Source organism: Limobrevibacterium gyesilva, from assembly GCF_025989185.1.
Classification (GTDB): Bacteria; Pseudomonadota; Alphaproteobacteria; order Acetobacterales; family Acetobacteraceae; genus Limobrevibacterium; species Limobrevibacterium gyesilva.
The window spans coordinates 49,708-63,447 of the sequence record NZ_JAPDNT010000012.1 but is presented as its reverse complement, the minus strand read 5'-3'; the positions used below and the strand labels follow the sequence as shown (position 1 = coordinate 63,447).

Annotated in this window: 11 protein-coding genes; 7 read left to right on the top strand and 4 right to left on the bottom strand. The window is 69.2% G+C overall.

Features of this window, described 5'->3' with window-relative positions; genetic code table 11:
• Positions 1–213: 213 nt before the first annotated feature.
• The 3 genes from OL599_RS14840 (at position 214) to OL599_RS14830 (ending at position 2,600) form a co-directional block, all read left to right on the top strand.
• Positions 214–384, top strand: coding sequence for a hypothetical protein (locus OL599_RS14840; RefSeq protein WP_264714582.1), 171 nt, complete (start codon positions 214–216; stop codon positions 382–384).
• A 32-nt stretch (positions 385–416) separates the two neighbouring features.
• Positions 417–932 carry a cupin domain-containing protein gene (locus tag OL599_RS14835; RefSeq protein ID WP_264714581.1) on the top strand — a complete coding sequence of 172 codons (516 nt, stop codon included), beginning with the start codon at positions 417–419 and terminating at the stop codon, positions 930–932.
• 222 nt (positions 933–1,154) lie between these two features.
• Complete coding sequence (locus OL599_RS14830; RefSeq protein WP_264714580.1) at positions 1,155–2,600, top strand: FAD/NAD(P)-binding protein; 1,446 nt, start codon at positions 1,155–1,157, stop codon at positions 2,598–2,600.
• A gap of 43 nt (positions 2,601–2,643) precedes the next feature.
• Here the strand turns inward: OL599_RS14830 and ilvD are convergent, their stop codons facing one another.
• Both ilvD and OL599_RS14820 read right to left on the bottom strand, forming a co-directional pair.
• Entirely contained in the window at positions 2,644–4,497 is a 1,854-nt protein-coding gene (gene ilvD / locus OL599_RS14825; RefSeq protein WP_264714579.1) for a dihydroxy-acid dehydratase, read from the bottom strand.
• A gap of 121 nt (positions 4,498–4,618) precedes the next feature.
• A complete protein-coding gene (locus tag OL599_RS14820; RefSeq protein WP_264714578.1) occupies positions 4,619–6,250 on the bottom strand; it encodes an NAD(P)/FAD-dependent oxidoreductase in 1,632 nt (543 codons plus the stop codon).
• Positions 6,251–6,591: 341 nt separating this feature from the next.
• On the opposite strand from OL599_RS14820, the gene OL599_RS14815 reads away from it, so the two are divergent.
• Positions 6,592–7,212, top strand: a complete 621-nt coding sequence (locus tag OL599_RS14815) for an endonuclease/exonuclease/phosphatase family protein (protein WP_264714577.1) — start codon at positions 6,592–6,594, stop codon at positions 7,210–7,212.
• On the opposite strand, the gene OL599_RS14810 is transcribed toward OL599_RS14815, so the two are convergent.
• Positions 7,209–8,417 (bottom strand): mandelate racemase/muconate lactonizing enzyme family protein, encoded by a 1,209-nt coding sequence (locus OL599_RS14810; protein ID WP_264714576.1) that lies wholly within the window; start codon positions 8,415–8,417, stop codon positions 7,209–7,211. The genes OL599_RS14815 and OL599_RS14810 overlap by 4 nt on opposite strands.
• Before the next feature lie 33 nt (positions 8,418–8,450).
• Entirely contained in the window at positions 8,451–10,544 is a 2,094-nt protein-coding gene (locus OL599_RS14805) for a 3-hydroxyacyl-CoA dehydrogenase NAD-binding domain-containing protein (protein WP_264714575.1), read from the bottom strand.
• A gap of 160 nt (positions 10,545–10,704) precedes the next feature.
• Between OL599_RS14805 and OL599_RS14800 the strand changes: the two genes are divergently transcribed.
• From OL599_RS14800 to OL599_RS14790, 3 genes are all read left to right on the top strand, one after another.
• Entirely contained in the window at positions 10,705–11,751 is a 1,047-nt protein-coding gene (locus OL599_RS14800; protein ID WP_264714574.1) for a lactonase family protein, read from the top strand.
• A gap of 54 nt (positions 11,752–11,805) precedes the next feature.
• Positions 11,806–11,937, top strand: a complete 132-nt coding sequence (locus OL599_RS14795) for a hypothetical protein (protein WP_264714573.1) — start codon at positions 11,806–11,808, stop codon at positions 11,935–11,937.
• A gap of 205 nt (positions 11,938–12,142) precedes the next feature.
• Complete coding sequence (locus tag OL599_RS14790; protein WP_264714572.1) at positions 12,143–13,735, top strand: ABC transporter substrate-binding protein; 1,593 nt, start codon at positions 12,143–12,145, stop codon at positions 13,733–13,735.
• Positions 13,736–13,740 lie beyond the last annotated feature (5 nt).

Below are 13,740 nucleotides of genomic sequence, written 5' to 3'. Positions count from 1 at the left end.
GTAGAAATATGGCTCCGCGCCGCCGCACCTGACCGGCCGTGCCAGGGAGTCCGATTTCGCATGCCGATGCTCGAACCTTCCATGACCCAAACCGCCCGGATCTGCTGTCGGCCGCGCTGCGCCTGACACCGGGCGGCCTTGCCGGGGCCGGCCAAGCCTCACCCCCCAATCCTCGCTGACCCGCGGGCCGCCTGGTCCTGTGACGGAGGTCGCATGTCCGAATCGGTCCTGCCGCTTGTCTCTTCACCCCGCCGCTCCGTGCGCCGCGCGGCGTCATCTCGCCCCCAGGAACGCACCGCGCCGGTCGGCGACGACGTCATTGCGAACCAGCAGCACGTTATCGATATCCATGTCCGCGCCAGCTTCAACACGGCACTCGGCTGACCGCCCGATCCCGACAATTCGGAGACATTGCCATGACCCATCCCGATCATCCGCACGACCACGCACACAACCATGCGCATGACGATGCCCAGGCGATCGACTGGAAAACCCACGGCGTGAAGGTGATCCCGGGCGACCAGCTCGACGCCAACACGGCGCAGACGCCGGGGATGAACCGCGCGGCCGCGATCAACCTGGCGCGCGTCGGCGCGCAGAAGATCTGGGCCGGCACGGTGCATATCCACGCCAACGCCAAGACCGGCGCGCATCATCACGGCGCGCTGGAGAGCGTGATCTACGTGCTGAAGGGCAAGGCGCGCATGCGCTGGGGCGACAAGCTGGAATACGTCGCCGAGGCCGGGCCCGGCGACTTCATCTTCGTGCCGCCCTACGTGCCGCACCAGGAGATCAACGCGTCGAGCGACGAGACGCTGGAATGCGTGCTGGTGCGCAGCGACAACGAAGCGGTGGTGGTGAACCTGGAGATCGAGCCGGTCGAGAAGCCCGAAGAAGTGCTCTGGGTCGATCCCATCCACCGCGCGCCGTAAGCGGGCAGCGGCCGCGGCAGACCCGCGGCAGACGCCATTTTCCGTTTGACTCCGGACCCTGGCGCATGCCTGAAACCCCTACATGGCGAATAGGGAAACAACCCCCCGTTCGTGGCATGCGTCTGGGTGGACTCGCACCGACTCTGGAGGATGGCTGATGTCAGCACCGCGTACCGCGCCCGATATCCCCGCGCAGGCAGCCCGGGACCAGGAAGCATCCGCGTGACCACGCCGTCGATCGCCGTGATCGGCGCGGGGTTCAGCGGCACGTTGCTGGCCTTGCACCTGCTGCGCCGGTGTCCGCCGCATACACGCGTCACCCTGATCGAGCGCAATCGCCGGTTCGGCCGCGGCATGGCCTATTCCACCGGCAATCCGAACCATCTGCTCAATGTGCCGGCCGGCCGTATGAGCGCCTTCCACGACCGCCCGCACGACTTCCTCGACTGGCTGCAGCGCCAGCCGGAGGAGGAACTCGGCGGCCTGCAGCCGAACGCTTCCAGCTTTGCGCCGCGCCATCTGTTCGGCGCCTATATCCGCAGCCTGCTGAACGAGGAGATCCGGGCGCCCGAATCGCGCGACCGGCTGGTGCTGGTGCGCGGCGACGTGCAAGCCATCGATCGCAGCGGGCATCCGATCATCCTGCATCTCGATCGCGGCGAGGCGGTCGAGGCCGATCTCGCGGTGCTCGCCGTCGGCAATTTCCCGCCGCGGCCGCCGCCGATCGCGGACCCGTCATTCTACGACAGCGCGCTGTACCGCCCGGACCCGTGGGCGGCCGAGGCGCTGGCCGATCTCGATCCCGCCAGCCGCGTGCTGCTCATCGGCACCGGCCTGACCACCGTGGACATGGTGGTCTCGCTGCTCGACCAGGGCCATACGGGACCGATCCATGCCGTCTCCCGCCGTGGCCTGCTGCCGCGCCGCCATCAGGCGGGCCCTCCAGCGGCGCTGGCCGAGCCGATTCCGTTCCCCACCGGGCTGATGGCGCTGACCCGCACACTCCGGCGCGAGGCGGAGCGCGCGATCGAGCAGGGCGGCACCTGGCAGCCGGTCGTCGATGCGCTGCGGCCGTTCACCCAGGATGTCTGGCAGGCCATGTCGTTGACCGACCGTGCCCGCTTCCTGCGGCATATGCGCCCGTGGTGGGACGTGCATCGCCACCGCATGGCCGGGCCGGTGGCCGACCGCATCGACGCGGCGCGGCAAAGCGGCCAATTGCAGCTGCACACCGGGCGGATACAGGGCTACGCGCTGCATGACGGAATGGCGGACGTACGCTACCGGCCCCGCGGCAGCGACCGCATGGCGTGTCTGCAGGCGGCCCGCGTGATCAACTGCTCGGGACCCGATGCCGACTATGCGCGCATCGGCGACACGCTGATCCGGGGCCTGTTGCTGGACGGGACCGTGCGTCCGGATGCATTGCGGCTCGGCCTCGACGTCACCGGAACCTGCGCGCTGCTGAATGCCTCCGGCGCCATTTCGCGCCGTCTGTTCGCGGTCGGCCCGGTGACGAAGGGAACCTTCTGGGAAATGACGGCGGTGCCGGATATCCGCCGCCAATGCGAGTTGCTGGCCCAGCACCTCGCCGCGCTGGTCGGCGCCCCGGCCGTCATCGCCCAGCCGGTGAGCGCGCGGCCCGAGGCTTTCACCTACATGATCTGACGGCCCGGCGCGCTGCGCCGGACCGTTGCGGCCATCGGCGCCTTCAGCGGCGCTTCAGTTGATCGACGTCGCGCACGGCGCCGCGCGATGCGCTGGTGGTCAGGGCCGCATAGGCCCGCAGCGCCGCCGAGACCTTGCGGTCGCGCGCGGCCGGATGCCAGGCTGCGGCGCCGCGCGCCTCCATGGCGCTGCGGCGACGCGCCAGTTCCTCGTCGCTCACCGCCAGGTGGATCCGGCGCGCGGGAATGTCGATCTCGATGCGGTCGCCTTCCTCCACCAGTCCGATGGTGCCGCCTTCCGCCGCCTCCGGCGAGATATGGCCGATCGACAGGCCGGACGACCCGCCGGAGAACCGCCCGTCGGTGACCAGGGCGCACACCTTCCCCAGCCCCTTCGATTTCAGGTAGCTGGTGGGATACAGCATCTCCTGCATGCCCGGCCCCCCTTTCGGGCCCTCGTAGCGGATCAGCACCACGTCGCCGGGCTTGATGTGCCCGCCCAGGATGGCCGCGACCGCCGCGTCCTGGCTCTCGAACAGCCGGGCCGGCCCGGCGAAGACCAGCGCGCTGGCGTCGACGCCCGCGGTCTTCACGATGCAGCCGTCCTCGGCCAGGTTGCCGTGCAGCACCGCCAGCCCGCCATCCTTCGAGAAGGCGTGCGCCGCGTCGCGGATCACGCCGCCGCTGCGGTCCAGGTCCAGCTCGTCCCAGCGCGAGGACTGGCTGAAGGCGATCTGCGTGGGCACGCCGCCGGGTGCGGCGCGGAACAGGTCGCGCACCGACTGGCTCTGCGTCTTCGTGACATCCCAGCGGTCCAGCGCATCGCCCAGCGTTGCCGCGTGCACGGTCGACATCGACCGGTCGATCAGCCCGGCGCGATCGAGCTCGGCCAGGATGGCCATCACGCCGCCGGCGCGATGCACGTCCTCGACATGCACGTCGGCCACGGCCGGCGCCACCTTGCACAGCACGGGCACGCGCAGGGATAGCCGGTCGATGTCGCGGATGGTGAAATCCACGCCGCCTTCCTGCGCGGCCGCCAGCAAATGCAGCACCGTGTTGGTGGACCCGCCCATGGCGATGTCCAGCGTCATCGCATTCTCGAACGAACGCACCCCGGCGATGTTGCGCGGCAGCACCGAGGCGTCGTCCTGCTCGTAGTAGCGCTGCGCCAGGTCGACGATCACCCGCCCGGCTTCCAGGAACAGCTGCTTGCGGTCCGCGTGCGTCGCCAGCACGGTGCCGTTGCCCGGCAGCGCCAGGCCCAGCGCCTCGGTCAGGCAGTTCATCGAATTGGCGGTGAACATGCCGGAGCAGGACCCGCAGGTCGGGCAGGCCGAGCGCTCGATCACCTGCACTTCGGCGTCCGTCACGTCGCTGTCGGCCGCCGCCACCATGGCGTCGATCAGGTCGATCGACTGCACCTTGCCGTGCCGCGACACCTTGCCGGCCTCCATCGGCCCTCCGGAGATGAAGATCGTGGGGATGTTCAGCCGCATCGCCGCCATCAGCATGCCCGGCGTGATCTTGTCGCAGTTGGAGATGCACACCAGCGCGTCGGCGCAATGCGCGTTCACCATGTATTCCACGCTGTCGGCGATCAGCTCGCGCGAGGGCAGGCTGTACAGCATGCCGTCATGACCCATGGCGATGCCGTCATCGACGGCGATGGTGTTGAACTCCTTGGCCACGCCGCCGGCGCCCTCGATCTCGCGGGCGACCAGCTGGCCGAGGTCCTTCAGATGGACGTGGCCGGGCACGAACTGGGTGAACGAGTTGGCGATGGCGATGATCGGCTTGCCGAAATCGCCGTCCTTCATGCCCGTCGCCCGCCACAAGCCTCTTGCGCCGGCCATGTTGCGGCCATGGGTCGTTGTGCGGGAGCGGTACGTCGGCATGTCATTGGGCCCTTTCAGAAGCTGGCCGGATTGAACCACGTTTGGCGCGGCTGTCCATCCGCCGCGAAGGCATGCGGGCCGGCGCCAGGGCGGTCCGTCGCGGGACCGCCCGGATGCTGGACTATAGTCCCCCTTGCGGCGCCTCGACCATGCTCAGCGCCACCGCCTCCGCGACCCTCACGCCATCCACCCCGGCCGACAGGATGCCGCCTGCGTAGCCGGCGCCCTCGCCGGCGGGGTACAGCCCCCTGGTGTTGACGCTTTGGAAGGCCTCGTCGCGCCTGATGCGGATGGGCGAGGAGGTGCGCGTCTCCACCCCCGTCAGCACCGCGTCGTCCATGGCGAAGCCCTTGATCTGCCGGTCGAACGCGGGCAGCGCCTCGCGGATCGCGGCCACGGCGTAATCCGGCAGGCACGTGGACAGGTCCGTCGGATGCACCCCGGGCCGGTAGGACGGCACGACCGCGCCGAGCGCCACCGACGGCCGGCCGGCGAGGAAATCGCCCACGCGCTGCCCGGGCGCCGCATAGGTTCCGCCGCCCGCCGCGAAGGCCCGTTCCTCCCAATGCCGCTGGAACGCGATCCCGGCCAGCGGATGCCCCGGGTAATCGGCGGGCGAAATGCCGACGACGATGCCCGCGTTGGCGTTGCGCTCGTTGCGCGAATACTGGCTCATGCCGTTGGTCACCACCCGGCCAGGCTCGGACGCCGCCGCCACCACCGTCCCGCCCGGGCACATGCAGAAGCTGTAGACCGCGCGCCCGTTGGCCGCGTGATGCACCAGCTTGTAGTCCGCCGCCCCCAGCAGCTTGTGCCCGGCATGGTCGCCGAAGCGGCAGCGGTCGATCAGCGACTGCGGATGCTCGATCCGCAGGCCGATGGAGAACGGCTTGGCTTCGACATGCACCCCGCGCGCGTGCAGCATCGCGAAGGTGTCGCGCGCGCTGTGGCCCACGGCCAGCACCACGTGATCGGCCGCGATGTATTCGCCGCCGGCGAGAACCACGCCGCGCACCCGCCGCTCGCCCGCCTGCGTCTCAGCGATGTCGATATCCTCGACCTTGCTCTGGAAGCGGTATTCCCCGCCCAGGCCCTCGATGGTGTCGCGCAGCTGCTCGACCATCGTCACCAGCCGGAACGTCCCGATATGCGGCTTGCTGACATACAGGATCTCTGGCGGCGCTCCGGCTTTCACGAACTCCGTCAGCACCTTGCGCCCGTGGTGCCGCGGATCCGAGATCTGGCTGTGCAGCTTGCCGTCGGAGAAAGTGCCGGCGCCGCCTTCGCCGAACTGGACGTTCGACTCGGGATCGAGCACGGACCGGCGCCACAGGCCCCAGGTGTCCTTCGTCCGCTCCCGCACCGCCTTGCCGCGATCCAGGATCAGCGGGCGGAACCCCATCTGCGCCAGCAGCAGGCCCGCGAACAGCCCGCACGGCCCGGTGCCGATCACCACCGGCCGCAGGCGCGGCGGACGCGCGGCCCTGGCGACGAAGCGGTACGTCGTGTCGGGCGCCGGCGACAGCTTGCGGTCGCCGGCGCGGCGCGCCAGCAGTGCCGCTTCGTCCGCGACCTCGATATCGACGGTGTAGGTCAGCGTGATCGCCGACGTCCGGCGCGCGTCATAGGCGCGGCGGAACACCGCGTAGCCAATCAGCTCGTCGTCCGGAAGGTCCAGCCGCGCGAGGACGGCCGCCCGGAGGTCGCCATCCGCATGGTCGAGTGGAAGCCTGAGTTCGGTGACCCGGAGCATGGCAGCAAGTCCCGCAGGAAGGGGCTTCGGCCTCCTCCGTTCCGAAGGATCGCCGGCGCCCAGCGCGTTGCAAGTGGATGGTGCGGCGGTATCTACAGGCGCCGCGGGGCCGTCGTCCAATGACGCCGGGGCGCGGCGGCCCCGCGCCCGATGGCACGGCCCCCAAATTAGCCGGAATTTAAGGGGCGGCGGGCTATCAATCCTTCTATACAATCGTGCATGGCAGCCACACCCGGCTTGATGGCGATTCGGTTTGATCGGCGCGCGCCACAGATGTTACCGGGGTCGATCCTGTTTTGTTCGCGCCGGCTTTCGTCGACCCTTTTTCGCAGTGGCTGTGCATGACGAAGATCATCAGTTGGAATTTACTGCGCCTGACCGGCGCATCGGTGGACGAAATTGTCGATCTCGTTCATCGCGAAGCGCCCGACGTCCTGCTGATGCAAGAAGTGACCCGGGACATCGACGCGCTGCCCCGGCGGATCGGCGGATACTACGCCCGCAGCCCGCTTCCGGGCCGAATCCACGGCCTCGGCATCTGGACACCGAAGGCGCCGGCCCATGCGCCGGTAGTGCTGCCACTGCAGGCCGGCACCTTGTTCGACCGGGTCTGCCAGATCGTGAGCCTCGGCGCCTTCTCGGTGGCGAATGTGCATCTCTCCCACGGCCAGGTGCTGAACCGCCGCCAGCTCCGCCGCATCGCCAAGGTGCTGCCCGAGCACGCCGTGGTCATGGGCGACTACAACCTGGTCGGCCCGACGCTGCTGCCGGGGTTCATCGATGTCGGCCCGCGCCGGCCCACGCATGTCGCCGGCGACATCGTGCCGCTGCGCATCGACCGCTGCCTGGTGCGCGGCCTGCGCTGCACTGGCGCGCGGGTGCTGCCGCGCAAATCCTCCGATCACCGGCCCATCGTCGTGAAGCTGGAAGTGGCCGAGCAGCTGCTGCGCGAGGCGGCCTAGATCCCGTTCGACCTTGTCGCCCGGACGACCGCGTCTTCCCTGCGGTCGATCCCGAGCAGCAGTTCGGTGCCCAGGCCCGGCCGGGTGAGATCGACCGTGACCATGCCGCCCGACATCGTCGGCAAGGCAGTCACGAGTTCCTTGTACCAGCCGGTATAGAACGCCCGCACGCTCTCCTGGATCAGCGCGTTCTGCGCGAACAGCGAGAAATGGCAGGACGCCATGTAGACGACCGGGCCGGTGCAGTCGTGCGGCGCCACCGGCGTATGCCAGGCCTCCGCCATCCCCGCGATCTTGCGCGCCTCCGACAGCCCGCCGCACCACGACAGGTCCAGCATCACCACGCCCGCCGCGCCGGTCGCCAGGTACTCCCGGAACGCATGGGTGTAGGACAGCGTTTCCGACGCGCACACCCAGGCCTTCGAGTGCCGGCGGTATTCGGCGAGGTCGGCGATGTTGTCGAGCCTGAACGGGTCCTCGTGCCAGTAGGTGCCGAACTCGGCCAGCCGCTCCGCCAGCTTGCAGGCCATCGGCAGGCTCCACAGCGAGTGGAACTCCACCATGATGTCCATGCGATCGCCCACGGCGCCGCGGATCTTCGCGAACGGCTCCAGCGCGACCGTCAGCTCCTGCGGCGAGATGTCGTAGCCGCCGCTGCGCTCGGCCGCGATGTCGAACGGCCAGATCTTCATGCCCGTGATGCCCTGGTCCAGCAGCGACAGGGCCAGCTCGTCGGCGCGGTGCAGGAAGCCGTCGAGGTCTTCGTACGGCCCACCCTGCGCGCCGATATGCCAGTTCGACACCGCCTGCGCCCGTGCGTCGCGAATGTATTTGTAGCCGGCGCAGGTGTTGTAGGTGCGGATCGAATCGCGCGACCGCCCGCCCAGCGCATCGCAGAGCGGCATCCCCGCCGCCTTGGCGAAGATGTCCCATAGCGCAATGTCGATCGCCGAGTTCCCCCGCGTCTCCACCCCGGCCGACCGCCAGCCGAGATAGTTGCGCAGGTCGGCCTGCCGGGCCTCGATCTGCAGGGGGTTCTTGCCGATCAGCTTCGGCGCCGCGGTTTCGTGGATATACGCCTCCACCGCCGCGGCGCCCATGAAGGTCTCGCCCAGTCCGACCAGACCTTCGTCGGTGCGCACCCGGACCCAGATCAGGTTCGGGAACTCGCCCAGGCGAATGGTCTCGACATCGGTGATCTTCATCGGCTTCCCCCCACAAGGCGCCGCGGCGTCAGGTCACCCGCGCGCCGTCCCGACCGAGCCGAACCCTTCGCCGGACGCCGCCAGCCGCGCCAGCAACGGCGCCGGCCGCAGGCTCGCATCCCCGCTGGCATCGGCGAACGCCTCCAGCCGGGAGGCGACATAGGGCAGCCCCACGAGTCCGGCATAGAACATCGGTCCGCCGCGATAGGCCGGCCAGTTGTAGCCGTGCAGCCAGATCACATCGATGTCGCCGGCGCGCGCCGCGATCCCTTCCTCCAGGATGCGCGCGCCCTCATTGATCATCGGGAACAGCAGCCGCTCCAGGATCTCCTGCTGCGAGATCGCCCGCCGCTGGATCTGCAGGCTGGCGGAGGCGTCGGTAATCAGCTTCTCCACCTCGGGGTCCGGCGTCGGCGTGCGGCCGTCCGCACCGTAGGCGTAGTAGCCCTTGCCGGTCTTCTGCCCCAGGCGCCCCGCCTCCACCAGCGCGTCGGCCACGATCGCGCGGGTGCCGCGTGCCTGGCGCAGGCGCCAGCCGATATCGAGGCCGGCGAGGTCGCCCATGGCGAACGGGCCCATGCGGAAGCCGAAATCGGTCAGCGCACGGTCCACTTCCTGCGGCAAAGCGCCTTCCAGCAACAGCCGCTCGCCCTGCGCGCCCCGGCGCGCCAGCATGCGGTTGCCGACGAACCCGTCGCACACACCGACCACCACGGGCACCTTGCCGATGGCCCGGCCGACCGCGACCGCCGTCGCCAGCGCCTCCGGCGAGGTCTTCGCTCCCCGCACCACCTCCAACAGGCGCATTACGTTGGCGGGGCTGAAGAAATGCATCCCCAGCACGTCGCCGGGCCGCGATGTGACCGCCGCCATCTCGTTGATGTCGAGATACGAGGTGTTGCTCGCGATCACGGCGCCCGGTTTCGCGTGGCGGTCGAGCTCGCGGAAGATCTGCTTCTTCAGCTCCATCTCCTCGAACACCGCCTCGATCACGATGTCCGCGTCGGCGATGGCGGCGAAGTCGAGCTTGCCTTCCAGCAGCGCGCGCCGCCGCGCCGCCTCGTCGGCCGTGATGCTGCCGCGCTTCACGGAGGTGTTGTAGTTCCCTTCGACCCGGCCGAGGCCCCGGTCCAGCGCTTCCTGGCTGGTCTCGATCACGGTGACGGGAATGCCGGCATTGGCGAAGCACATGGAAATGCCGCCGCCCATCGTCCCGGCGCCGATCACGGCCGCGCGCAGCACCTTGCGCGGCTCCACGCCGGCCGGAAGGTTCGGCACCTTCTGGGCTTCGCGCTCGGAGAAGAACACGTGCCGCAGCGCCTTCGATTCGTCGCTCTTGACCAGTTCCATGAAGAACTGCCGCTCCAGCGCCGCGCCCTCGTCGAAGCTCTTCTCCGCCGCGGCCCGTACCGCCTCGGCGCAGGCGCGTGCCGCCTGCTGGGCCCGGGCGCGCTTCAGCAGCGGCGCCGCGACCCGGTCGATCAGCCCGGCATCGGCCCGCGCGGGCTCAAGCTTGTCCGTCCGCTCCCGCAGCCGGCGCGGCGCGGTGGCGTTCTGCCGCGCCCAGGCGACGGCGGCGGCGGGGAAGGGGCCGTCCAGCATGGCCTCGACCATGCCCAGCGCCAGCGCGGCCGGGGCCGGCACCGGGTCGCCGGTGACGATGATCTCCAGCGCCTTTTCGATCCCGATCAGCCGCGGCAGCCGCTGCGTTCCGCCCGCGCCGGGCAGCAGGCCGAGCTTGATCTCCGGCAGGCCCAGCCGCGCCTTGGGTGCGGCGACCCGGTAATGGCAGCCCAACGCCAGTTCCAGCCCGCCGCCCAACGCCACGCCCTGGATGGCCGCGACCACCGGCTTCGGCAAGTCCTCGATGGCGGTGATGACCTGGCGCAGGTTGGGCTCGCGCGGCGGCTTGCCGAACTCGGTGATGTCGGCGCCGCCGGAGAAGGCGCGCTCGGTGCCGGTCAGCACCACCAGGCGCACCCCCGCATCGTCCCGGGCGCGGGCGAAGGCCTGCATCAGCCCGTCGCGCAGGGCGAACCCCAGTGCATTGACCGGCGGGTTGTCCATGACGATGACGGCCACGTCACCGTCACGCTGCAGGTCCACACACGCGTTGATATTGCCCATTCCGGCCTCCTTCAGACTCGGCCGTACCGGACCACGCGGCCCCGCCCGCCGTCAATCGCCCGGCGACGTGAAGCCGCGCGCGTGGCGGCATCGCCTGCGGCGCCGGTCCTTGCCATAGTCGCCGGCAACGCTGCGCCGCCAAGCGACGGAAGGAAACGCCATGCCCTCAGCCGGAACCGCGCCGACGATCGTCTATGTCGCCTGCGCCGAGGACAGGGAGATCGCGGTCCTGATGCTCGACCCCGGCACCGGCGCCTTGCGCGAACTGGCCCGCACGCCGGTCCCCGGCACGAACGAGCCGTCGCCCGGCAGCCTGCCGCTGGCGCTCAGTGCGGATCGCCGCTTCCTCTACGCCGCCCTGCGCAGCCCGCCGTTTCCGGTCTCCAGCTACGCGATCGACCCCGTGAGCGGCCTGCTACGCCATCTCGGCAGCGCGGCACTTCCCGACAGCATGGCCTACCTGGCCACCGACGCCACCGGCCGCCACTTGTTCAGCGCCTCCTATGGCGGCTCGAAACTGGCCGTGAACGCCATCGACGCCGACGGCGTGGCGCGCGATGCCACGCAGGTCCTGGCGACCCCGCCCAAGGCGCACAGCGTGCGGCCCGATCCCGCCAACCGCTTCGTCTATGCCGCCTGCCTGGGCGGGGACGTGGTGCTCGCCCAGTCCTTCGACGCCGCGACCGGCCGCATGGACACAACGCCGCGTCCCGTCGCAGCCACCCGCCCCGACGCCGGCCCGCGCCATTTCGTCTTCGCCCGCGGCGGCGCGCTGCTGTACGTGATCAACGAGTTGGACGGCAGCATCAACACCTATGCCCGCGACGCCGAAACCGGCGCGCTGACCGAGCTGCAGTCGATCAGCATGCTGCCGCCCGGCGTCACCGGCCGGGTCGCGGCGGCGGACATCCACCTCACGCCCGACGGCCGCTTCCTGTACGGCAGCGACCGCACGACGAACACGCTTGCGGGCTTCCGGGTCGATCCCGCGACCGGGCTGCTGTCCCTGGCCACCCGTGTGGCCAGCGAGCCCACGCCCCGCGGCTTCGCGATCGATCCCGCCGGCCGCTTCCTGTTGTGTGCCGGCCTCGCGTCCGGCCGGGTCGGCATCTACGCAATCGACGGCGCCACCGGCGCGCTGGAGCGCGTCGGTGCGCAGCGTGTCGGCGGGCAGCCCAACTGGATCGAAATCATCAGGCTCGCCTGACCGACCTTGCCCGAGCGGTCCAGCGGTCGGAGTGGAGGTGTCGATGCAACTCGCATGGCTGCAGGTCTCCGGCTGGCCGGCGTGATCACGCTGGTCTCCGATCTCGACACCTCGCAGACCGGGCTGATCACCGTCAGCCAGCAGCCGCTCTACGACGTGATCGAGGGACTGCCAGCCGCGCCGTGACAGTATACCCGCCCGCCATGGCCACCTTGCGGCAGCTGTTAGATACGTATTGGCATCGAATAGCGCAACTGGAGAGCAATCGGGGCGGCGGCAGTGTCTGTCGCGGGGGCTGCGCGATCCATTCGGGCGCCCCTTCGATTGGCAGTTGCGTTCACGCCCGACGTTGGGCCTAATCGTTCCCCAAGAAGAAGCAGGGAGATTTGGCATGTCTAAACGACTGTCGTTCGCCACCCTCGCGGTGGCGCTTCCCTTGGCGTTCGCGAGCCCGGTCGCGCATGCGGCAACGCCCGCCGACACCGTGGTCATCGCCAAGCAGATCGACGACATCCTCACGCTTGATCCCGGCGAGGCCTATGAGCTCAGCGGGATCGAGATCGCGACCAACATCTACGACCGCCTGCTGCGCTACGAGGCCGAGGACGTCACCAAGCTGGTCGGCGGCGTGGCCGAAAGCTGGACCATCAGCCCGGACGGCAAGGTCTACAACTTCAAGCTCCGTCCCAACCTGAAGTTCCAGAGCGGCGCCCCCGTCACCGCCGAAGACGTCGCGTTCTCGCTGCAGCGCGTCGTGCTCATGAACAAGACGCCGGCCTTCCTGTTCACCCAGCTCGGCTGGACCAAGGACAACGTGAAGGACCTGGTGAAGGCCACCGGCCCGAACGCCTTGCAAGTCACCATCACCGAGGATTTCGCGCCGTCGCTGGTGCTGAACCTCATGACCTCGATCGTCGCCTCGGTGGTCGAGAAGAAGGTGGCGATGGCCAACGAGGTCAACGGCGACCTCGGCAACGCCTGGCTGAAATCGCACTCCGCCGCGTCCGGCGCCTACAGGTTGGTCGCCTGGAAGCCGAACGAGTCGGTCACGCTCGAAGCCAATCCCACGTTCCGTCTCGGCGCGCCCGCCATGAAGCGCGTGGTGGTCCGCCACGTGCCGGAGCCGGCGTCGCAGCGCTTGCTGCTGGAGAAGGGTGACATCGACATCGCCCGCGACCTGTCGCCCGACCAGCTCGCCCCGCTGGCCGAGAACAAGGCCATCCGCATCGAGCAGTTCCCGGGTGCCAACACCTGGTACGCGGCCATGAACACAGCCGACGAGCACCTCAAGAACCCGAAGGTTCGCGAGGCGATGAAATACCTCGTCGACTACAACGGCATGGTGAACTCGTTCCTGAAGGGTCGCTTCATCGTGCAGGAGAGCTTCCTGCCGCTCGGCTTCTTCAGCGCCATCGCCTACAACCCCTACAAGCTGGACGTGGCCAAGGCGAAGGCGCTGCTGGCCGAGGCCGGCTATCCCAACGGCTTCGAGCTCAAGTTCGACGCGCCGAACACCTCGCCGTTCACCGAGATCGCCCAGTCGATGCAGCAGACGATGGGCCAGGCCGGCATCAAGCTCAACATCGTGCCGTCCGAGCTGAAGCAGGTCATCGGCGTCTACCGGGCGCGCAAGCATCAGCTGCTGCTGATCAGCTGGGGGCCGGACTACTTCGACCCGCACACCAACGCCGACACCTTCGCGCATAACGACGACAACTCCGACACACCGAAGGTCCGGCCGCTGGCCTGGCGCAACCACTGGTATATCCCCGATGTCACCAAGGACATGCTGGCGGCGGCGAAGGAGCTGGACACCAAGAAGCGCGCGGCGATGTATGCCGACCTGCAGCGCAAGGTGACGGACGAAGGGCCGTTCATCATCATGTTCCAGAACACGGCCGAGGTTGCGTCTCGCGCCAACGTGAAGGGGTTCAAGGGCGGCATCACCGAAGACCTGAACTTCTATCGCACGATCAAGAAGTAACGGCC